This window comes from Hyphomonas sp. GM-8P (assembly GCF_003263315.1).
GTDB lineage: Bacteria > Pseudomonadota > Alphaproteobacteria > Caulobacterales > Hyphomonadaceae > Hyphomonas.
Genome location: NZ_AWFE01000060.1, coordinates 1 through 20,339, shown reverse-complemented (window position 1 = coordinate 20,339; position 20,339 = coordinate 1). Strand labels below are relative to the sequence as shown.

The following is a 20,339-nucleotide window of genomic DNA, read 5'->3' as shown; positions in this document are numbered from 1 at the left end:
CTAGACAGGCAATAGATGCGCCTCGGCCTCGTCGCGGTGCTTCTTCAAATATTTCATGAAGGGCGTTCCGCCGGTGCCGATGTCCGGGTCATTGCCCGCGCTCTGGCTTGCCTGCTTGTTGATATAGCTTGCCGCATATTCAAGATGCCGCGTCCGGAAACGCGCCAGCTTCGAGACGTTCTCATTGTAGAGGCGCTTCAGGTCTGCATCGCCAGACTGTTCGACAAAGACGCGGACGCGGCTCGACGCACGAATATCCTCGATCAGGCGCCGGTGCGCAGGCGGGCGATAAGCGTGAAGCTCATCCAGGAAGCTGCGTAGCGGGTCTGCAGCATGGCCGACGCTGAACAGCGCATCCATCGCGGGGACGATTGAAGATTGCGATCCCGTCTGTCCTCGGAAGGCTTGGGGCCTGCCTCCGGTTTCCTCGACGCCCTCATAAATCAAGCCATCGCCAAGGGCCGGATTGTCCTTCCAGCCATGAATCCACGGGCGGACGCGGTGGAAATAGCAATAAGGATCGCACCGCTCCGGCATCCGGTCGAAAATGGCGTTCACATCGTCCCACACGGTGGACATGACCGACAGGCAGCGTGCAGCTTCAGGAACATCACCGGTTTCGGCCGCCGCGATCAGTGTCAACCCTTCGTCCAGCATTTCACCAGCCCGTGCCTCGATGGCGACATGGACGAGAATGAACCAGGCTTCGTCCATTCCTCCGTCAAAGTGCTGGAGGACGCGAACATTGGAAAGATCGATCGGGCCGCCTTCGTCAATCAGAGCCCAGTTCTCCAGCGTGTAGGAGGAGTACGGCAGCAGCGGCGGCTGGCCGAGGCTCTGGCTGAGCTGCCAGATCGGTACGGCGAGGCAAGCGGGCAGGGCACGGGGCGCCTCGGGCTCTCCCCAGACATATGTCTGTACCATGAAGGAATAGTGCAACATGGCAATCCGCTGCTCGGCTTCGCTGGCGATGGCGCAGAAATCGGTGAGATCGATGGCCGGCAACCGTTCCAGCAAAGCCCGCACGCGGCCGGTGCAGATCAGCTTGGGTATGTCCAGCGCCATCTGCCGGGCCGGTTGCAGGAAAGCGGGTAATTCCACCATTGCCGGATCAAATGACGCAAGAAATCCCCGCTTCCGGGTCAGTCCATAATCGGAAAGTTTCATAAACCGCTCCTCCCAGGGCATATTATTACATATGAAACTAATTCCGTTTTGGAAGTTCCGGCAAGGGGCTAATGGCGGTGATCGGGCTCCCACCAATAGGGCGTCTGCTCTGCCCAGTCTGAGTCCCGGAAACGATAGTGCAGCAGTTCGAACGCGCGCTTGGCGACGGGTTCGCCGTCAATGTCGCCCGCTGGTTCATGTTCCAGCATAAATACGACGCGGTGCAACGCTTCGGCCATCAGGTCCTTGTGAGGATTGAAGGCGCGCTTCCATCGTGTGTTGGTGTTCCTGTCGACCCAGTCAATCACCGTCAGCGACAGGGTCCGCGTCATCCGCTTGTCTCGGGTCAGCGGTGCGATCTCGTCCCAGGCTGCCCAGTGGGCGAAGCCCTCGTCGCTCCTCCGGATCGTTTCATACGGGCCCGGCAGGAGGTCCGGATAGGGTAGGTCACTCAGATAAAATCTTGACGAAAAATATGCACGATAGCCCTGAAGATTGCCGCGTGTGCGGGCTCGAAAATAGGAATCTCTCGAAATGTCGTACATCCAGGTTCTGAAATCCTGATCAACCGCCGCCGCCCAGGTCCAGTCTTTCGACAGGTCCCTGTGCAGATGCTGCGGTTTTGGATCAGTTTCCGCGCAATCGCTTTCATGCCGTGTCGACAGACAATCCACCCGCAGGGCAAAGACAGCCTGCCGCACAGGAGCGGGCAACCCATTCAGTCCCTCCATGGCATTCTTGTGCCACGAATAGCGCTGAAGAAACGTATCAATCTGCCGCTCCGCATCCTCGGTTCGTCCCAGTGCAATGGTCCGGGCCAGCGCCATGTTGGGCTTTATCGTCTCCAGCGCGCGGATCGGCAGCATACGGAAAGCATCCGGCGCGTAAGGGCCTTGTGCATAAGCGGCGGCAGCATCGGCACCCGGCGCCGACAGCATCAGGGGCAGCGTCAGCGCGCCCGGATCGCTCACCCGTTTGGAAAGTGCCTGCCAGCGCTCATGATTCCACTGGGTAAATGGGTATGTCAGGCTGTAACTGATGGCGATTTGCCGGGCCTGGCGCAGAAATTCGGCGTCATTGCGGCGTACGGGAAGCCAATCCTGGCCCCGGGGCTGCACGCTTGCGGCCAGGATTGTGTAGACCGCTGCATCCGCCTCACACCGCTCAATGGCGCGGGATATCCCGCTGACGGTTCGCTCCAGAGCGTCGGGTAACTGGCGCTCCTCCCGGGTTGCCAGAACCGCCAGCGCCAGCCATGGGCCGGGCCGTGCCTCGGCTTCCGCCTTAGCCAGGATATGTGCGTAGAGCCGGTTATCATCCGCCGTCCATGCCGGGCGCAGGGCAGGGTAGAGCTCGTAAGGTTCTGCCGACAGGGACAGCGCAGCCTGCAGCCAGTCGAGAGCCGGTTCGCGCCGGGCCAGGTTCGCGACGCGCCGTTGCAGTGGCGTGAGGCCCACAAGGTGGGCCTTGCGCCGCGAATAGCCTTTGGCATCGTCAAATGCCTCCGGCCGCAGCCACCAGTCAGCGGCCGGCCCGGCGCTGGTCATCAAGTCGAGATGAGCGGCTGATGCGAAGAAACCCGCTGCGAGCGGTGCCGGGTCAGCTTGCGTCATCACCGCGAGATCCTGCCCGATCGTTTCGTCGTTCCAGTTTCCTGGCTGGTGCTCGGCGGCATAAAGATTGATCTGCTGCCGTCCTGCGCTGGGCGGGATTACCTCGAATCCGGACATGATGCGATAGAGTTGCACCGTGCCACTAACGGAATCCACGTGGGAATGATGACCACCACCAGAATAGAGCGTACCGAAGCGCTGATAGGCGGAATCGATTGCCTTTGCCTCTTCTGCATAGCGCCCGTCGCAGAAGGTTGCCGGATCGGCCACCGCGCTCGCGGCAAAGGTGGCCGCCGCCAGCCCCGCACACATCCAGTTTCGTCGGCTTTGTCCCATGGCGAAAACAGATACTCGCCGAGGTTGACGAAAAGATGAATGCATTCAGGCGAAACTGCCCCCTTCACAAGCCCGCGCGACTCCCTTATTGGGCCGAAAAGGGAGCTCCCCACATGAAAATCCGACAAGCGATCACCTTTGACGACGTGCTTCTCCAGCCCGGCGCGAGCGAGGTTCTTCCCGCCGACGTCAATGTCTCGACCTTCCTGACGAAAACCATTCCGCTGAACATTCCGCTGATTTCGGCGGCCATGGACACGGTGACTGAGGCGCGCCTCGCCATCGCCATGGCGCAGGCCGGCGGCATTGGCGTCATTCACCGTAACCTGTCCGTCGAGGAGCAGGCCGGTGAAGTTGCCATGGTCAAGAAATACGAAAGTGGCGTCGTGATGAACCCCATCACCATCGCGCCCACAGCGACACTGGGTGAGCTGAACGAACTCAAGCAACGCACTGGTTTCTCTGGCATTCCGGTGGTTGAGGACAATGGCAAGGTCGTCGGTATCATCACGAACCGCGACACCCGGTTTGCCGAAGACATGAATGAGAAGGTCGCGAATCTGATGACTCGCGACGTCGTCACGGTGGAAATGGAGACCTCGTCGGAAGAGGCCCGCCGCCTGCTGCACAAGCACCGGATTGAGCGCCTCGTTATCGTCGACAAGGACAATAAGTGCCTGGGTCTCCTGACCGTGAAAGACATGGACAAGGCCGCGGTGAACCCGAATGCCGCGAAGGACGCTGCAGGCCGCCTGCGTGTCGCTGCTGCCTCTACGGTCGGCGACGCGGGCTTTGAGCGTACCGCCGCGCTGATCGAGGCGGGCGCGGACGCGGTTATCATCGACACGGCGCATGGACACTCCAAGGCGGTGGCAGAGGCTGTCACGCGCGCCAAGAAGATTTCCAATGCCGTGCAGATCATTGCCGGCAACGTCGCCACCGGCGAAGCCACTAAAGCGCTGATCGACGCAGGCGCCGACGCGGTGAAAGTCGGCATCGGCCCAGGCTCGATCTGTACGACGCGCATCGTCGCGGGCGTCGGCGTACCTCAGCTGACCGCCATCGAAGCCTGCGCGAACGCCGCCCAGTCGAGCGGCGTGCCGGTCATCGCCGATGGCGGGATCAAATTCTCGGGCGACTTCGCCAAGGCCCTCGCGGCCGGTGCAGCGACTGCCATGATGGGTTCCATGTTCGCAGGGACCGAAGAGGCGCCCGGCGAGGTGTTCCTCTACCAGGGCCGCTCCTACAAGGCCTATCGCGGTATGGGCAGCCTCGGCGCCATGGCGCGCGGTTCAGCCGATCGTTACTTCCAGAAGGACGCTGCCGCCGACAAGCTCGTCCCGGAAGGCATCGAAGGGCAGGTGCCGTTCAAGGGCCCGCTCGCGCCGATCATCCACCAGATGGTGGGCGGCCTGCGCGCAGCGATGGGGTATGTCGGCGCCAAGGATATTGACGAGCTGCACAAGAAGGCGGAGTTCGTCCAGATCACGGGTGCCGGCCTGCACGAAAGCCACGTCCACGACGTCCAGATGACCCGGGAAAGCCCGAACTACTCGCTGTCACGGGGATAGGGTGTAGACGGCATATATTCGCCATTTGGCGCTTGCACGTTTCGCAACGGCAGTAGGCAGTTCTGAACCGGAAATGCTGGACCTCAAGGCCAGCATTTCCCATAGTCCTCCAAAAAAAGGGAGGTCAGATACTCGATGGACGCAATTCTGCTGCGCCTTGGAAATGCCGCCATGTTGGCAGTCACAAAGGCAGGTGGCCGATGACGGTTGCCAGTCCGGCCGCCCCGCCAAAACTCGGATTTGCCACGCGTTTCTTTTACGGCTTCGGCTCGATCGCCTATGGCGTCAAGGATATCGCGTTCAGGACCTACCTGCTCTGGTATTACAACTACATCATTGGCGCGCCGCCGGCGCTCGTCTCGGCTGCCATCATGGTTGCCCTGATCTTCGATGCCATATCCGACCCGGTCGTCGGCCAGATTTCCGACCAGCTACGCACGCGCTGGGGCAGGCGCCATCCCTTGATGTACGCGTCCGCCATCCCGGCTTCATTGTCGTTCATCCTGCTCTGGTTTCCACCACCAGGCCTGGAGGGCGCGACGCTCTTCGTTTACCTCGTCGTCCTGTCCACCGCGGTGCGTACCTTCATCACGCTATATGAGATCCCGAGTTCGGCGCTCGCACCTGAACTTGCACCCGGTTATGATGATCGAACCGCCATCGCCAGCTATCGATATTTCTTCGGATACCTTGGCGGCATCGGCCTTTCCTTCATTACATTGTTCTATTTTATGCAGCCGACAGAGGCCTATCCGGTCGGTCAGCTGAACCCCGATGCCTATCTCGCTTTCGGCCTCTTCGGTGGCGCCCTGATGTTCACATCTGTCGTGGCATCCACAGTGGGGACGCACCACCGCATCAAATACCTTCGGCTGCAGCCGAATCGTGACGAGCGGAAAAGCGCGTTCCAGACCCTTGCGATGATGGCGCGCACTTTTTCAAACCGGAACTTCCTCGCTATCCTCAGCTTCGGCATCCTGAAATACTCGGCGATCGGCCTGACCTCCGCATTGGCGCTGTATTTCGGCACCTTCTTCTGGGGCTTCACCAATTTCCAGTTGGCCATCCTGACACTTGAATACATCGTCGCCGCGACCCTGGCCCTGGCATTTGCACCCTTTGCGTCCCGTTTGATGGGCAAGCGAAACGCGGCGTTCTTGCTGGCCGTACTCGCCGTGATAATGGGCGCGCTGCCATTCATCCTGCGTCTCAACGGGCTCTTCTTTGAGAATGGTGATCCGCGCCTCCTGCCGGCGGTGTTTGCGATCGGCGCGGTGTACTCTTTGTGCGGTGTTTCTTCGGCGATTCTCGTCCATGCGATGATCGGCGACGTTGTCGACGACAGCAGCCTGCGCACCGGGCGGCGCGCCGAAGGCTTGTTCTATTCCGCCAACAGTTTCATGCAGAAGAGTGTATCAGGCATCGGCGTCTTCGCTGCCGGCCTGCTGCTCTCTTTGGTCGGCTTTCCGGAAAAGGCGAGGCCGGGCCAGGTATCGCAGGACGTGATCAACGCACTGGCGATCTGGTACATTCCAATCCTGATGGCCCTGTATATTGGCGGGGCCTGCTTCCTGTACTTCTACCAGCTCAGGCGCGCAGACCACGACGCCAATCTCGAAGCGATCCGCCAGCAGGAGAACGCCTCGGCAGGCGAATGAAGAGGCCCACCCGGCCAGTTATCAACCACCCAAGCCAACCGGATTCGCTCTCGCAGTAATTTCCGCGCATGAGCACGGATTTCATCACCTTCACCCTTCAGCAGGTCTGCATCAGCCTGGCGGAAGCCACCTATGATGCGGGGCTGACACGCAGCCCGGACACTGTTCCGCTAATCGCGGCGAGGCGGTTGCGGGCGCATGTAAAGCAGCTGGCGATCATCCTCCGCCGTCTGACCATGCTGATGGCGCTCAGCTTGACGCTGGATCCGATCAGGGCGCGTAAGAGGCCGGAGGGCCCGGAAGATGATGATCCTGTCATCACGAAAGCGCAGATCTCTTTCAGTATCGCGCTCAGCGGGCAAACGCAGGTCTACGCGCTGGACGGCCACGGCTTCCCGGAAGGCGCATCGTCCGCGTCCGGTCCGGTGCCGGTCGCCTGTCTCATGCGGCGGTCCGAGGTACTCGGGGCGCATCCTGCGCCATCCGGAAAAATATGCCCTGCGCGTCGCGCGCGTCATGGAACGCCGCCGCCGGGCAGGGGCGCCGCGTCCGCTCGGCGCGTCCATCCCGACCTATCGTCTGAAACCTGAACTCGGCGCGGCGGCGGCCGGGCTTCCCATGCTGCTGGCAGACGCCTTCAGCAGATGGAATGACAGCAGCTGATCCTACCCCCTTATCCTACACCCATTCACCGGACAGGCAGCGCCTGCGCCGGTCACACGTGCTGGGGGTCATGCGGCTCCCGCCACATCGCCTCCATCGGCGGACTGCCCGGGCCGACTTCGAACAATTTCATCCGCTCAAAACCGTGACTCCGGTAGAAGCCGGTGTTCTGCGGGTTCGAGTTTTCGAGGTAACAGGGCAGGCGGGCCTTGTCGGCGGCCGCTTTCATTGGCGTCATCATCAGCTTGCCGAGACCCGTGCCGCGTGCCCCTTTCCGGGTGCCGATAGTGAAAAGGTAAAGGTGGGGATCTTTCGGATGATGCGCATCCATGGCCTTGCCGGCATTGAGGGCCCGGAAAACAGACCCTTGCGAGCCCTTGAGCAACAGGGTCGGCATCAGGCGCAAGGTCGGCAGCAGGCCCAACTCCCGCCGGTTCTGCGACTCGATCCACATCGTCGCCCCGCCGTCCCCGGCAAGGTGGCAGATGCCGTATTTGAGATAGATCGCTTGTGCGAGCAGGGAAAACGTCGGCTTCAGCGCTTTGGTCCGGCCGAAGATCCAGAGGTTTACCGGATCTGTCTCAAAGGCTTCGCCCGTGATGCTTCCCATTTGGCGCCAGTCTGCGGCAGCGGCCTGTCTAAGCCCCTCCGGCAGGTTAATCTCCAGCATCTTCCGCCCTTTCCGGTTTCTTTCTGTTTTTTGAGACGCTAACACAGCCCTCCCCAAAAGGAGCACCAAAATCATGCGCAACGGCGGACGTATCGCGGCAGCCATCGACGTACTCTCAGACGTCCTGAACCGCCACCAGCCGGTGAAATCTGCCGCGCGCGATTGGGGCAAACGGGCCCGCTATGCCGGCGCGAAAGACCGCGCCTGGGTCTCCGGCCTTGTGCTGGATGCGCTGCGCAAGCGGAATTCCATCGCGCATGCCATGGGCGACGACAGCCCCCGCGGCCTGATCCTCGGCGCGCTGGCCCATGCCTGGGGCTGGAACATCCGTGAAATCGACGCGGCGATGGATGAGGAGCATGCGCCTTCGAAGCTGACGCTGCAGGAGCGCGAACGCCTCGTTATGGCGCCGGACCCGACCGCGCCGCCGCACGTGCAGGGCGACTATCCCGAATGGCTGGCGCCGCACCTGGCGCGTGTTTTCGGAGAAGAAGCGGCCGTTGAAGCGCAGGCCATGGCCGTGCGCGCCGATGTGGATTTGCGCGTCAACACGCTGAAAGTGGATACCGAAAAGGCCGCCGCGCCGCTGAAAAGCGCGAAAGCCGAGCCGTCAAAACTGCTCCACAATGCCTACCATATTCCGGCCCGTGATCCGTCCCAGCGCGAGGCGAGCCTTGAAAGCATTCCGGCCTATTCGAAAGGCTGGGTCGAAGTTCAGGACGCCGGATCCCAAATCGCGGCAGCGGCAGGCAACGCGCAGCCTGGTGAGCAGGTGCTGGACTATTGCGCCGGCGGCGGCGGCAAAACGCTCGCGCTGGCCGCCCAGATGCAGGGGAAGGGGCAGGTCTTCGCCTATGATATCGACGGGCGGAGGCTTTCCGCCCTGATCCCGCGCCTCAAACGTTCGGGCGCCCACAATGTTCAGCTCGTCCACCCGTCGGAGTCGACACAGCTGGAAGACCTGACCGGCCAGATGGACCTCGTCTTCGTCGACGCGCCCTGCACGGGCACCGGAACCTGGCGCCGCCGGCCCGATGCCAAGTGGCGCCTGAAACCTGGCCAGCTGGCCAAACGCCAGCAGGAACAGACCGACATTCTCGCCAATGCCAGCGAATTCGTGAAGCCGGGTGGACGACTGGTCTACGCGACCTGCAGCTTCCTGATGGAAGAGGATGAAGACCGTGTGGCGGAGTTCCTCTCCGGCCATCAGGACTTTACCGAGGAAGACGCCGCTGAAATGGCGATCGCCTCGGGCCTGCTGACCGATGAAGGCGCCGCCATGGTCCGCAACTACCGCGGCCCGTCAGGATCGGTCCGCCTGACCCCGCGCCGGGCGGAAACGGACGGTTTCTTCTTTTCGGTGCTCAGGAAGTCTGGCTAGGGCTCAGAACCCCGGCGCGAACAGTTTCGTCAGCAGGACGCGCTGACGGGCGGAAAGTTCCGGTCGCCAGATCTCGAAGATCAGAACGAAGCGCGACTCGGCACTCTCGTTCCAGGCTTCGTGATTGATGGAGTCGTCGAAGATGAACATCTTGCCCGGCTTCCATTCGCGCGTGTCGTTGCCAACGCGAAAGCCGCATTTCTCTGGAATGATCAGCGGCAAGTGACAGACAAGCCGGGTATTGAACATGCCAACATGCGGCGGAATCCGAGTTCCCGGTTTGAGCTGCGAAAACAAGACTGACGGGCGTGGCGACGGAAAGGCATCGGCCCCAATCGCGTCGATCGCCGCCATTGTCTTCGGGCACGCCGCAATGTTCTCCGCGATCCGCTCGCCCTGTTTGACGAGGTAGAACGCACTCCAGTCTGTGCTGTTGAGCAGTGGGGAATCTCCCGGCGCGCCTTTCTGGTTCCGGTCTTCGACATAGGGAGAGAATCTTGCCGCCTGACGGGCCTCCGCCAGCACAGCTTCAAGTTCTGCCCGGATGGTGTCGGTTTCCGCTTCCAATGCGGCAGTCCACGGGAATTCATCGCGGTGGAAAAATTGCCGGTTCGGCAGGCCGGCATACAGAAACCGCGACGGCTGGGAATAATATGGCCGCTTCCGTTCGGCGAGGATCTGGAGAGATTCGATCAGGAGCTCGTCCTCGGGCTCGCTGCCGAGCTTATGAACATCGATGAAATCATCGACCGGATGGCGAACGTTCTGAATCGGGCGGGACAAGGCCTGCCGGGCCCGGACGAGGAGGTCGGCAATTTCCGGTGACTTGTTCCCAATCGCTTCTGCTAGCGGCACGGCCTGTTCAAAGAAGGATCGCGCGCGAAGAGACTGGCCGCAGGAGTCCAGGAACATGCCCATGTAAAGCAGCGCACGCGGATTTTCCGGTTCGCGGCGGATCGCTTCTGCAAGTGCCTGTTCGGATCCGGCCATGTCCTTGTTCAGCGATCGCGCATGAGACAGCACAATCCAGATATCGGCGCCTGGCCAGCCAAGTTCTATTGCTTGATGAAAGGCCGCCTCGGCTGCCTGGCCATTGCGCGCATTGAGCGCCTGCATGCCCTGACCGGCAATCTGGCGCGCCTTCTGAAGATTGCTGTCCATGGAAGTCGTCCTTTCGCAGGCCTTGTCCGGTCAATTCCCGGTGACGACTTTCTCTCCGGAGAAAGTGGAAATCGCGCCGAGGAATTTCGCGATTTCGGTACGCTCTTGCTCAGACAGTTCCGGACGCCAGATGTCGAACAGGAGGACTACCCGGGTTTCGTTCCCATCATTCTTCGCTTCGTGTTCGATGCTATCGTCAAAGATGCACACTTTACCTTCCTGCCAATAATGAGTTTCGCTTCCGACACGAAGCCAGGCGGGGCCGGGCACCAGGACCGGGAGGTGACAGATCAGGCGGGTGTTGATCAGTCCGTGATGCGGTGGAATATGTGCGCCAGGTTTGAGCAGGGAAAACAGGACCGACGGCGCCTGTCCGGGCAGGCGGTCGAGTGGAATGTTCTCAAAAGCGGCGGCGGTGACTGGGCACCGTTCGCAATTTTCCTCCACGCGCTCGCCGTCCTTCCAGAGGTAAAAGGCGCTCCAATCATCATTGCCGACAAGCTTGTGGCTCTTCACGTTCGGTTGGCTGTCATGACGCTCCAGATAGGGCCGGAAGGCCGCATGATCCTCCAGAACGCCCATCAGTTCGCGTTTGATGTCGGCCGTCTTCGCTTCGAGGCCGGCGACCCAAATGAATTCGGCGGTGTCGTAGAACTGGATCTGAGGCAGGCCGGGAAAATAGTATTTCGTTGGCTGCTGGAGATAGATACCGGACTTGCCGAGGAGAATATCGACCGATTGGTCGAACCGTTTGCTCCGCCCTGCCTTCGGCAGCTCGCCTTCGATAAAGGCTTCATAGCCTTGCGCATATTCTGCGAGACGGGCTTGCGCCCGTTGGACACCTTGCCGGATCCCTGGCGCCACTTGTCCGCCGGCAAGCTGGATCGCTTGCAGGGCGCCAGAATAGGCGCGGCTCGCATCCTGAGTACGTCCGCCGACGTGCTGGACGTCTCCGAGCAGCAACAATGCTCCAATGTCCTGCGGCACTTCCTTGAGAACAGAGAGCAGCAACTCGGCTGCCTCGCCAAATCGGCCAGCGCGGGCATGCTCAAACGCAGCCTGTTTGCGGCTTTCCAGGGGGAGGGTGGTTGTCATTCCGGCAGGAAATGCCGGTCCGTCAGCAGGGTCAAGCGCCAGTAGCGCCGCAGCCGCATCTTGATGTGGACGAATCTCTCATCCTCGGCTAAGCGGCGCCATGACTGACCAGAGACACGAACGCGCCCTTATCGTCGACTTTGGAAGCCAGGTGACTCAGCTGATCGCCCGGCGTCTTCGCGAGAGCGGCGTCTACTGCGAAATACACCCCTTCAACAAAGTTGATGCTGCGTTTCTGGCAGATTATGCCCCGAAGGCCATCATCCTCTCAGGCGGCCCGTCCAGCGTCACCTGGGAAGGCAGCCCAAGGGCGGACGATGCCGTCTTCAGCCTCGGCGTTCCGGTACTTGGAATCTGCTATGGCCAGCAGGTGATGATGGAACAGCTGGGCGGCAAGGTCGAAAGTGGTACCAGCCGCGAATTCGGTCGGGCGTTCATCGAAAAGGTCGTCGATGACCCGATCCTTGAAGGCCTTTTCCACGCCGGTGACCACGAGCAGGTCTGGATGAGCCATGGCGACCATGTTGCCGACATGGCGTCAGGCTTCGGCGTAATCGCGAAATCCCCCGGCGCACCTTACGCAATCATCGCGGACCCGGAGCGGCGCTTCTATGGAACGCAGTTCCATCCGGAAGTCGTTCACACGACCCATGGCCGCCAGCTGCTTCGCAATTTCACGCATGGTGTCGCCGGTCTGAAGGGCGATTGGACGATGGCTGCATACCGCGCTGAAGCAGTCCAGAAGATCCGTGATCAGGTCGGTGAGGGGCGCGTGATCTGCGGCCTGTCTGGCGGGGTCGACTCCTCGGTTGCCGCTGTTCTCATCCACGAAGCGATCGGCGACCAGCTGACTTGCGTCTATGTCGATCACGGGCTGATGCGCGCGGGCGAAAGCGATCAGGTCGTGAACCTGTTCCGCGAACACTACAATATTCCGCTGGTCCATGTGGATGCGTCGGACCTCTTCCTCGGCAAGCTCGAAGGTGTGACGGATCCGGAGCGCAAACGGAAAATCATCGGCGGCCTGTTCATCGACGTTTTCGAAGACGAAGCGAAGAAGATCGGCGGCGCGGATTTCCTTGCTCAGGGAACGCTTTATCCGGACGTGATCGAGAGCGTTTCTGCGCTCGGTGGACCGTCCGTCACGATCAAGAGCCACCACAATGTTGGCGGCCTGCCGGAACGCATGAACATGAAGCTGGTCGAACCGCTTCGCGAATTGTTCAAGGATGAGGTCCGCGCGCTTGGCCGGGAGCTTGGCCTGACCGATGCCTTTGTCGACCGTCATCCGTTTCCGGGCCCGGGCCTTGCGATCCGTATTCCGGGTGCAATCACACGCGAGAAGGCCGACACGCTGCGCAAGGCCGATGCGATCTATATCGAAGAGATCCGCAAGGCGGGTCTCTACAATGAGATCTGGCAGGCTTTCAGCGTCCTGCTGCCTGTAAACACGGTCGGCGTGATGGGCGATGAGCGCACCTATGAAGCCGTCCTCGCGCTGCGGGCTGTGACATCCACAGATGGTATGACTGCGGACTATTATCCCTTCGAGCATGAATTCCTCGGCCGCGTCGCGACCCGGATCATCAATGAAGTGAAGGGCGTCAATCGCGTCGTCTACGATGTGACGTCGAAGCCGCCCGGTACAATCGAGTGGGAATAGGGGCTGTATTCCGATGAGCACCAATAAACGTATCGTTGTGTCCAGCGATCACGCGGATATCGAGCTTCGCAAGACCATTGCAGTGCATGTCGCTGCTCAAGGCTGGGATGTGGTCGATATCGGACCGATGACGTCGGAAAGCACCCACTATCCGATTCACGGAGAAGCAGCGGCACAGAAGGTTGCTTCCGGCGAATGTCAGCTCGGGATCATCGTTTGCGGCACCGGCCAAGGCATTATGATGGCGGCCAACAAGGTGAAAGGTATTCGTTGCGGTGTGTGCAGTGACACCTTCTCTGCCCGAATGATCCGGCAACATAATGATGCGAACATGCTGTCCCTGGGCGCGCGCGTCGTTGGGGAAGGTCTGGCGCTGGACATCGTCGACGCTTTCCTGAATGCCGAATTCGAAGGCGGTCGGCACGGAACTCGCGTCGATATGATCAAAGCCCTCGAAGGTTAGCGCCGGGGAAGTGTGGCAATTCCTGCCGGTCTCGCCGAATATGGCGGAGACAAGGGAGGAAAGTATGGAACAGGCAGGCGACTTCCTCGAGGAAAGCCGGGCCCTTTACGGGCTACTCGTAAACCGCCCCGAAGCAGACTTCGGCAAGGTGACCCAGTTCAAGGACTGGACGGTCGATGATGTGCTCCGCCACCTCCATTTCTGGAACTGGATGGCTGAGCTTCAAATCGTGGATGAAGTGCGGCTCGAAGAAGAACTCGCAGCTGTCGGCGCCCAAGGTATGCGCTCTCGTGAGCAGGCTCATGTAGACGGGGCATCCGGTCGCCCGCTGCTCTCGGTGTGGTGGGATCAGGCGCAAAAGACTGCAGAAGTTTTTGCAGAAGCAGACCCCAAAGCCCGCCTGAAGTGGGCCGGGCCATCCATGAGCGCGCGCTCGTCCGTAACGGCAAGACTTATGGAGACCTGGGCCCACGGACAGGAAATCTATGATGTGCTTGGGGCGGAACGGGTGGACGCCGACAGGATAAAAAATATCGCCGTGCTGGGGATCAATACTTATGGCTGGACTTACCTGGTCCGCAAGGAGGAGCCAATCGGCCCCATGCCTTACGTGAAGCTTACGGCACCGTCCGGAGAAATCTGGTCGTTTGGCGAAGAAGACGGCGCCAATCGGATTGAGGGCCGCGCCACGGAATTCTGCCAGGTGGTGACGCAGACACGCCACATAGAGGATACAAACCTGAAGGTGACAGGACCGGTTGCGGAAGACTGGATGTCGAAGGCGCAGTGTTTCGCCGGCGGCCGGAATGATCCACCAGCTCCAGGAACCCGTTTCCGTGCGAAAATCCTGACCTGAGACGAAATCACTCCGGGCAGATACATGGACAAGCGGGGCAGGGGCTGCCAGTTCTCCTGCCAGCAAAATTGGAGGCAAGCCGTATGTCGGTCATCAAACTCGAAAAACAGGGTCCCATCGTCGTCATGACGCTCAACCGGCCGGACGCAATGAATGCGCTCGGTCAGGATGGTGACGGCAAGGCCATTGCGGCGGCCTGCGCGGAAATCACAGCGGATCCGCAAATACGGTGTGCCATCCTCACTGGCGCCGGCCGGGCCTTTTCGGCGGGCGGCGACGTCAAGGCGATGCAAAACAAGACCGGCGCCTTCGGAGGCAAACCGCACGACATCCGCGAAGGCTACCGCCGGAACATCCACGTGATCGTGCGGTCTCTCTACAATCTGGAAGTCCCGCTGATCTCAGCGATCAACGGTCCGGCCATCGGCCTTGGCTGTGATGTGGCCTGCATGGCGGATATCCGGATTGCATCAGAGAAGGCCAAGATGGGCGTGACCTTCCTGAAACTGGGGCTGATCCCAGGCGATGGCGGCGCCTGGCTTCTGCCGCGCCTGATCGGCTCCTCGCGGGCAGCACAGCTCCTCTTCACCGGTGACGTCATCGATGCCCATACCGCTTGTGAGTGGGGGCTCGTCTCTCAAGTGGTTCCAGGAGAGCAGCTGATGGACGAAGCCATGTCGCTCGCTCAGCGCATTGCAGGCCAGCCGCCGCAAGCACTGCGCCTCGCCAAGACGCTGATGCGCCAAGGCGCGACGACATCCTATGACACAATCATGGAAATGTCTGCCGCAGCGCAGGCGCTGATGCACGAGACCGACGATCACATGGAAGGCGTCAACGCCATCCTCGAAAAGCGCACACCTGAATTCAAAGGCGAATAGGCGCTACTTCACGACTCCGTCGGCATAAAGCGCGTCGATGTCACTGGAGGGCAATCCAAGCCTCTCCAAGACATCACGCGTATGTTCTCCAAGTTTCGGTGACGGTCCTTTCGGGCCGTCATCGGCACCCGGGAACCGGACAGGCGAAGCAGGGGAAGGGAAGGTCGACCCGTCGCCCTTGCTGCTCGGAACGTCCACAATCGCACCGGCTGCCTTTGTCTGCGGATCCTTTGCGACTTCAGCGAGTGTCTGCACCGGCGCCCAGGCGATGGAATGCTCATCCAGACGGGCGGAGATTTCGTCCTTGGTGAATTTGGCAAATCCGGCGTCGATGATATCGACGAGTTCGGCTCCATTCTGACGGCGGGCCTTGGAACTCGTGAAGCGGGGATCTTCCAGCAGGTCTCCGCGGCCAATCACCTTGCACATGGGTACCCAGTCCACATCACCCTGACGCTGGACGATACAAATCCAGCTATCATCCTTGGTTTTAAAGAAGTTGGTCATAGGCACGTTCTGCTCATGCCGGCTCTTGGTCGAGGCGACACGATTGAAGAAAAGCTGGATCGCGAAATCTGATCCGAGGGCGTAGAGGCCGGCACGGAAAAGCGATGACTCCACCAGACGTCCTTTTCCGGTCCGGGTCGATTCCACCAGGGCCGCGCAGATGCCTGCTGCGGTTGCCATGGACGTCGTGTGATCACCGAAGGCCGTCCGTAGAGGGAAGGGCTCCTGCCCCTTGGGCACGGTCAAGGCGCCGACGCCGGTCCGGCTCCAGAAACTCGCCACGTCAAAACCCGGCCGATCGGCATCGGGACCTTCCAGCCCGTAGCCTGTGAGGGAACAATAGACGAGTTTCGGATTGATCTTGCTGAGTTCCTCATAGCTGAGACCAGATCGTTCCAGTCCGCCTGGCCGGACATTGGTCAGGAATACATCGGCTTCTTCGACCATCTTCCTCAGCAACTTCTGGCCTTCCGGCTTGGAGGTGTCGATCGCGATCGACTTTTTCCCGCGGTTGTCGAAATCGAACACGGGATTGTCCTGGATATCCGTTCCAAGCGTCCGGAAGAATATCCGGATCGGATCCCCGCCCGGCGGCTCGACTTTGATGACGTCTGCGCCCCAGTCACTGAGAATCGATCCCGCACCTGGCGCGGCCATATAGGTTGCGTATTCGATGACCTTGATGCCCTCGAGCATGGGCGAATTCCTCCGGATTGTATGTCGTTTTTCCTGAGAACCTTCGGACAGTCCGGGCCTAATATCCAGTCCTTCCGCAAAGAGAGCCGGGCAGGCGAGCGCAGATGGGGGCTTGCCTGTCGCGCCCGGATCGTGAAAACAGCCGTTTGCCGCGGAGGAGTGGCAGAGTGGTTGAATGCGGCGGTCTTGAAAACCGTTGAGCCTTTACGGGTTCCGGGGGTTCGAATCCCTCCTCCTCCGCCAGACAATCCGTATAACTAACTGAAATATAACAACATTTATTTTATATGGGATTACCTACCCATCCATGTACCCATCCTTGTGCTCTGGTGAAGAGTGGTTTCAGGCGGTCGTTTACGGAAACTTGTATTATCACCCCATCAGACATTGAAATCTCTCCGAGGGGGTGCTTCATTTCATGAAGATAGATTTGGGAGGGGAATTATGAAAGCGAATTGGCTGGTTGCTGGAATGCTGGGCGGCGTCGTCGCGTGTTCGTCAGGCTATTCTCAATTTTATTCGGATTACTCTCAAGGTAACAAAAGTATCGCTCCGGCGACATCCGCGCCCAAGGTCGCAAACGTATCAGGTACCCCTAAAGAGGTAATCTATACCATGTTCACCAATGGGTACACGCTTGTCGGCGAGTCGTCATTTAATGCCCCGTCGGAGGACACATCCCAAGCACTTACACAAGCTAAGAAAGTGGGTGCCGAATATGTAGTGCTTCGCTCGAACTACACAAATACGGTAAGCGGAAGCATTCCTATCACTACCCAGCAAAACGTCACCTCACGAACAAATGGAACTGCCACAGCATACGGTACCGGCGGGATGGCGACTGGAACTTATAGCGGAACGACAACGACTACCGTTCCGGTTACTACTTATACGCCTTATTCTGTACGCAGATATGATCAATCAGCTCTGTATTTTGCGCCCATGAAAGAACCTTGTCTTGGTGTGCTCCCAGAGGAGCTCTCGGACGATGAAAAGATTATGCTTGGAACGAACAAGGGCCTTCGAGTGGCTGCGGTCCGGAAGGGAAGTCCTGCTTATGACGCAGATATTTTGCCAAACGACTACATACTTACGGTAAACCAACAGCCTGTTATTGATACTACACCAGCACCTAAAACCGGTCAGAAAATGGAATTAGGGATTGTACGAGGTCGCAACAGAATCTCGGTACAGTTCATAGGCGGACCTGGTTGTACTGAGTGACTTTACTTAAGGTTCTAAGCTTCGGTGCTATCGCAATCCTTTCGGGGTTTGAAGGACGTGCGCAAACCATTCGGCCTCCGGTCGAGACTATTGTAGAAGATCCATTCGCGGCGATGGAAGAGTTTGCAAGATGTAGTGCTCGCTTTGAGCATGCGGCAGGAATGGCGCGATCTGCAGGAAAGCCAGCTGGCGCAGAAGAATATATGGGCACGTCTCGGGGCGCCCGAGTCGCTGCCAACTTCTTTGCGATGTATCTGGCTTTGGAAACAGCTGGAGATGATACCGATGCATATGCAACACTTCAGTCGCTACGCCTAAACCAAGTCGAAAACTTTTACCAATTGGAACGAAATACCCAGCTCGCTGCCGCGGAGCGGGGAGAATTTGACGAAGCAGGCTTCAGGTATTGTTTCGATCTTCAGCCGCTACAGATTGCAATTATTGAGCAAATGCGGCGAGATGGACTTATGTGAGCTTTCCACGCAGGCTGAAATTGCCTTTTCGGTCTGGTCATCAGAACTCAAATCCGCTCTGCTCCAGCAATCGATAAAGCTCTTCCGCTTCATGCGTGTGACTACCTTTCCGGTAAGCCGTCCGGATCATCGCCTCCAGTACCGGCGTCGGGATCTCATCCACGCTGTCATAGAAAGATGGGGTCTTGCTTTCGAGGCGTTGCAAGCGGCTCTTGAGGGTCATTTGATGGCGTCCACCATTGCGCTACACCGTACCTGAAAAGCATCGCCGCTTTCACCCTCTCCACACGATTGTTGCGTCCCGGCGTGCGGCCCTTTGAGAATGTAAGCCAGTTTTGGACCCAGGTTAACCGGCCCGTCCGGACTCGGAGCAACGGAACAGATGTAGATGACATCGGGTTTCGTGCCGATACGCCCGGACTTTCCTTCCAGTGCCTTTACCCGCCGCTCTATAGTGTTCATCTCTGCGCCTCGCTATGCCTCAGGAAGTCTCTCAACTTTTCTGCGGGCGAACGTTTGTCGGCAGGATCAGAATGAGAGGCGAAGGAACCGGAATATGTCATGCCTAGACGGGCAAGTCCTTCGCGAATTTCTTGACGCCGTTCCTCTCTGGAGGCCTTCGGTGACGTTCTCTTTTCCAGTCTGACTAGTCGGCTGTCCATGCTGTTCACGACCGCTCCTCCAGTGCTCGCAAACGAGCCTCCAGTTCCGTTGTCTCCAAAGCTTTGCGGTAAGCTTCGATTAAGCCCGTAAGACCTTGCGCATCTGTTGGGGTCAGTTCGCCGCTCGCGACGCTTGCCAGAATTGCGCCCATCGCTGCGGCTGCATTCTGCGCACCATCCATAGGCGGAAGCGTGAAGCGAACGGGAGAGTCCTTGCGGGGAGGTGCCAAACGCTCCAGGCAAAGCCTTAGCGCGACAGTATCGCCTGCCAGAGCCATCTCAACCGCCTTGCGGGTTAGGGCCTCGCCTTCGCCGTCCAGAAGCGCTTGTATGGCCAGCGTGGTTTTATGACGCGAGCCCTTGGGCCGTCCAGAATTACCGGGCTTGAATTGGTGCTCCTTGGGCGGCTTACCGCGCCCAACTCCTTCCCGTTTCCTTCCCGTAGTATCGGGATCGCCTTTGGCCTTCTCACTCATCGGATACCTCCTTTGTTATATGGCTTCCACGCAGGGCGAACAGGGCGAAAGGGGCGAATGGATTGGCAAGCGTGTTGTAGACAATGCAGTTCCAGAGATTTTGCATTGAGGCGAACGCGGGGCGAACGCGGGGCGAACAGGGGCGAACGCTGTTCCCGTTCGCCCAACGTTCGCCCAGAAGAGGCGAACAACAGAGCTTTGAAATGAAACAAGATTATTCATTGTTCGCCTTATTCGCCCCATTCGCCCGATACAGGCGCCTTAATCATACCCAGCGCCACGCATTTTGGGTTCAACTCCAACATGCCATTGGCTTCACGCATCCAGTTTGCGTCCTTCAGCAAGCTGAATGCTTCTTTTCGATTTATGACCTTCCTCAGGTGCTTTGGGCCGCACCGTGAAAAGGTCTTGCAGGGTACCGCGCCCTTGCGTTCATGTAGCCATGCGGCGACGATAAGTGCGTCCTTTGCCGCTGCATTCTGGGGACCGATCCTCGCCAGCCGGACCGTCTCGGAAAGGAAATAGCGGGCCACACGAATAGCGCCCTCCATTGTGCAGCCTGATATTTCCATCTGGTCCGCAAAGGCTGCAAACGTCCCCGCAATGCGGGCGGCTTGTTCCTGTACCTTGTTTACAAGATCGCTCATGCCTTCCAGGTCGCCCGCAGGTGCAAGGGACCGCTCAACCTCGTTCGCATAGTCAACCAGAGCCCTCATGGCTTCCGTAGTGAGGGGCAGCAGCTCTCGCTGGACAGCTCCGTCATCACGGCTCACAGGCCGCCCAAGGAGGGCCTTAACGCGCATGGCAAAGGACTTCACTTCGACGGTAATGCCATCGGTCTGCCACTCTTCCAGTGTCATGATCCGCGTCCCGATCGTGGAAGCCGGTTTGTGAATAAGGCAGCGCGCGAGGAGGCCTTGCCCCTTTGCCATCGGGTCCGAAAGGAACGGCTGCAATGCGACCGGCTGAGCCTGCAAGTGAACGGCCAGGCGGCAATCATTGGCCGTCAGCGTCTCGGATTTGTCTTTTGAGCCCCTCAGCTTGTAGGCCTGCAGGCCGCCATCCCAGAACTTGGAAAGCCCCGCCAGGGAGCCGAGGCGGTTCTCTGCTTTCATCGAATGCC

At 59.5% G+C, this 20,339-nt stretch carries 19 protein-coding genes and 1 tRNA gene; 11 read left to right on the top strand and 9 right to left on the bottom strand.

Features of this window, described 5'->3' with window-relative positions; all coding sequences use genetic code 11:
• The gene (locus HY26_RS06180; RefSeq protein ID WP_112073108.1) at positions 1 to 1,167 is read right to left on the bottom strand and encodes an indoleamine 2,3-dioxygenase; all 1,167 of its coding nucleotides are present in this window, start codon (positions 1,165 to 1,167) and stop codon (positions 1 to 3) included.
• 68 nt (positions 1,168 to 1,235) lie between these two features.
• Positions 1,236 to 3,116: a hypothetical protein gene (locus HY26_RS06175; protein WP_146740187.1), complete on the bottom strand. Its 1,881-nt coding sequence runs from the start codon at positions 3,114 to 3,116 to the stop codon at positions 1,236 to 1,238.
• 113 nt (positions 3,117 to 3,229) lie between these two features.
• Between HY26_RS06175 and guaB the strand changes: the two genes are divergently transcribed.
• The 3 genes from guaB (at position 3,230) to HY26_RS06160 (ending at position 6,935) form a co-directional block, all read left to right on the top strand.
• On the top strand, positions 3,230 to 4,687 hold the full coding sequence (gene guaB, locus HY26_RS06170) for an IMP dehydrogenase (RefSeq protein WP_034768012.1): 1,458 nt from the start codon (positions 3,230 to 3,232) through the stop codon (positions 4,685 to 4,687).
• Positions 4,688 to 4,887: 200 nt separating this feature from the next.
• Positions 4,888 to 6,345 (top strand): MFS transporter, encoded by a 1,458-nt coding sequence (locus HY26_RS06165; protein WP_034768014.1) that lies wholly within the window; start codon positions 4,888 to 4,890, stop codon positions 6,343 to 6,345.
• Positions 6,346 to 6,413: 68 nt separating this feature from the next.
• On the top strand, positions 6,414 to 6,935 hold the full coding sequence (locus HY26_RS06160) for a hypothetical protein (RefSeq protein ID WP_112073106.1): 522 nt from the start codon (positions 6,414 to 6,416) through the stop codon (positions 6,933 to 6,935).
• A gap of 125 nt (positions 6,936 to 7,060) precedes the next feature.
• Here the strand turns inward: HY26_RS06160 and HY26_RS06155 are convergent, their stop codons facing one another.
• On the bottom strand, positions 7,061 to 7,678 hold the full coding sequence (locus HY26_RS06155; RefSeq protein ID WP_051600159.1) for an N-acetyltransferase: 618 nt from the start codon (positions 7,676 to 7,678) through the stop codon (positions 7,061 to 7,063).
• Positions 7,679 to 7,751: 73 nt separating this feature from the next.
• Between HY26_RS06155 and HY26_RS06150 the strand changes: the two genes are divergently transcribed.
• A complete protein-coding gene (locus HY26_RS06150; RefSeq protein ID WP_065382927.1) occupies positions 7,752 to 9,059 on the top strand; it encodes an RsmB/NOP family class I SAM-dependent RNA methyltransferase in 1,308 nt (435 codons plus the stop codon).
• A 3-nt stretch (positions 9,060 to 9,062) separates the two neighbouring features.
• On the opposite strand, the gene HY26_RS06145 is transcribed toward HY26_RS06150, so the two are convergent.
• The gene (locus HY26_RS06145; RefSeq protein ID WP_112073105.1) at positions 9,063 to 10,220 is read right to left on the bottom strand and encodes an aspartyl/asparaginyl beta-hydroxylase domain-containing protein; all 1,158 of its coding nucleotides are present in this window, start codon (positions 10,218 to 10,220) and stop codon (positions 9,063 to 9,065) included.
• 30 nt (positions 10,221 to 10,250) lie between these two features.
• Positions 10,251 to 11,315 carry an aspartyl/asparaginyl beta-hydroxylase domain-containing protein gene (locus tag HY26_RS06140; protein WP_112073104.1) on the bottom strand — a complete coding sequence of 355 codons (1,065 nt, stop codon included), beginning with the start codon at positions 11,313 to 11,315 and terminating at the stop codon, positions 10,251 to 10,253.
• Between the two features lie 100 nt (positions 11,316 to 11,415).
• Here HY26_RS06140 and guaA point away from each other — a divergent pair, with 100 nt between their 5' ends.
• The 4 genes from guaA (at position 11,416) to HY26_RS06120 (ending at position 15,178) form a co-directional block, all read left to right on the top strand.
• Positions 11,416 to 12,978 (top strand): glutamine-hydrolyzing GMP synthase, encoded by a 1,563-nt coding sequence (gene guaA / locus HY26_RS06135; RefSeq protein WP_034763717.1) that lies wholly within the window; start codon positions 11,416 to 11,418, stop codon positions 12,976 to 12,978.
• A 13-nt stretch (positions 12,979 to 12,991) separates the two neighbouring features.
• Positions 12,992 to 13,441, top strand: a complete 450-nt coding sequence (gene rpiB / locus HY26_RS06130; RefSeq protein ID WP_034763808.1) for a ribose 5-phosphate isomerase B — start codon at positions 12,992 to 12,994, stop codon at positions 13,439 to 13,441.
• Between the two features lie 64 nt (positions 13,442 to 13,505).
• Positions 13,506 to 14,297 (top strand): TIGR03084 family metal-binding protein, encoded by a 792-nt coding sequence (locus HY26_RS06125; RefSeq protein ID WP_034763811.1) that lies wholly within the window; start codon positions 13,506 to 13,508, stop codon positions 14,295 to 14,297.
• A gap of 83 nt (positions 14,298 to 14,380) precedes the next feature.
• Positions 14,381 to 15,178: a crotonase/enoyl-CoA hydratase family protein gene (locus tag HY26_RS06120; protein WP_034763814.1), complete on the top strand. Its 798-nt coding sequence runs from the start codon at positions 14,381 to 14,383 to the stop codon at positions 15,176 to 15,178.
• A 3-nt stretch (positions 15,179 to 15,181) separates the two neighbouring features.
• Here HY26_RS06120 and HY26_RS06115 read toward each other — a convergent pair whose 3' ends face one another.
• Positions 15,182 to 16,381, bottom strand: coding sequence for a CaiB/BaiF CoA-transferase family protein (locus tag HY26_RS06115; RefSeq protein WP_112073103.1), 1,200 nt, complete (start codon positions 16,379 to 16,381; stop codon positions 15,182 to 15,184).
• Between the two features lie 153 nt (positions 16,382 to 16,534).
• Between HY26_RS06115 and HY26_RS06110 the strand changes: the two genes are divergently transcribed.
• From HY26_RS06110 to HY26_RS18835, 3 genes are all read left to right on the top strand, one after another.
• Positions 16,535 to 16,624 (top strand) — tRNA-Ser (locus HY26_RS06110).
• 201 nt (positions 16,625 to 16,825) lie between these two features.
• Entirely contained in the window at positions 16,826 to 17,605 is a 780-nt protein-coding gene (locus tag HY26_RS18840; protein WP_146740186.1) for a PDZ domain-containing protein, read from the top strand.
• Positions 17,602 to 18,078 carry a hypothetical protein gene (locus HY26_RS18835; protein WP_146740185.1) on the top strand — a complete coding sequence of 159 codons (477 nt, stop codon included), beginning with the start codon at positions 17,602 to 17,604 and terminating at the stop codon, positions 18,076 to 18,078. Before HY26_RS18840 ends, HY26_RS18835 begins: the two co-directional genes overlap by 4 nt.
• Before the next feature lie 40 nt (positions 18,079 to 18,118).
• On the opposite strand, the gene HY26_RS06100 is transcribed toward HY26_RS18835, so the two are convergent.
• The 3 genes from HY26_RS06100 to HY26_RS06085 form a co-directional block, all read right to left on the bottom strand.
• Complete coding sequence (locus HY26_RS06100; protein WP_112073101.1) at positions 18,119 to 18,301, bottom strand: hypothetical protein; 183 nt, start codon at positions 18,299 to 18,301, stop codon at positions 18,119 to 18,121.
• Positions 18,302 to 18,745: 444 nt separating this feature from the next.
• Positions 18,746 to 19,216 carry a DUF5681 domain-containing protein gene (locus HY26_RS06090; RefSeq protein WP_112073099.1) on the bottom strand — a complete coding sequence of 157 codons (471 nt, stop codon included), beginning with the start codon at positions 19,214 to 19,216 and terminating at the stop codon, positions 18,746 to 18,748.
• A gap of 230 nt (positions 19,217 to 19,446) precedes the next feature.
• On the bottom strand, positions 19,447 to 20,339 hold an 893-nt coding region (locus tag HY26_RS06085), incomplete at its 5' end, for a DUF3987 domain-containing protein (RefSeq protein WP_146740184.1).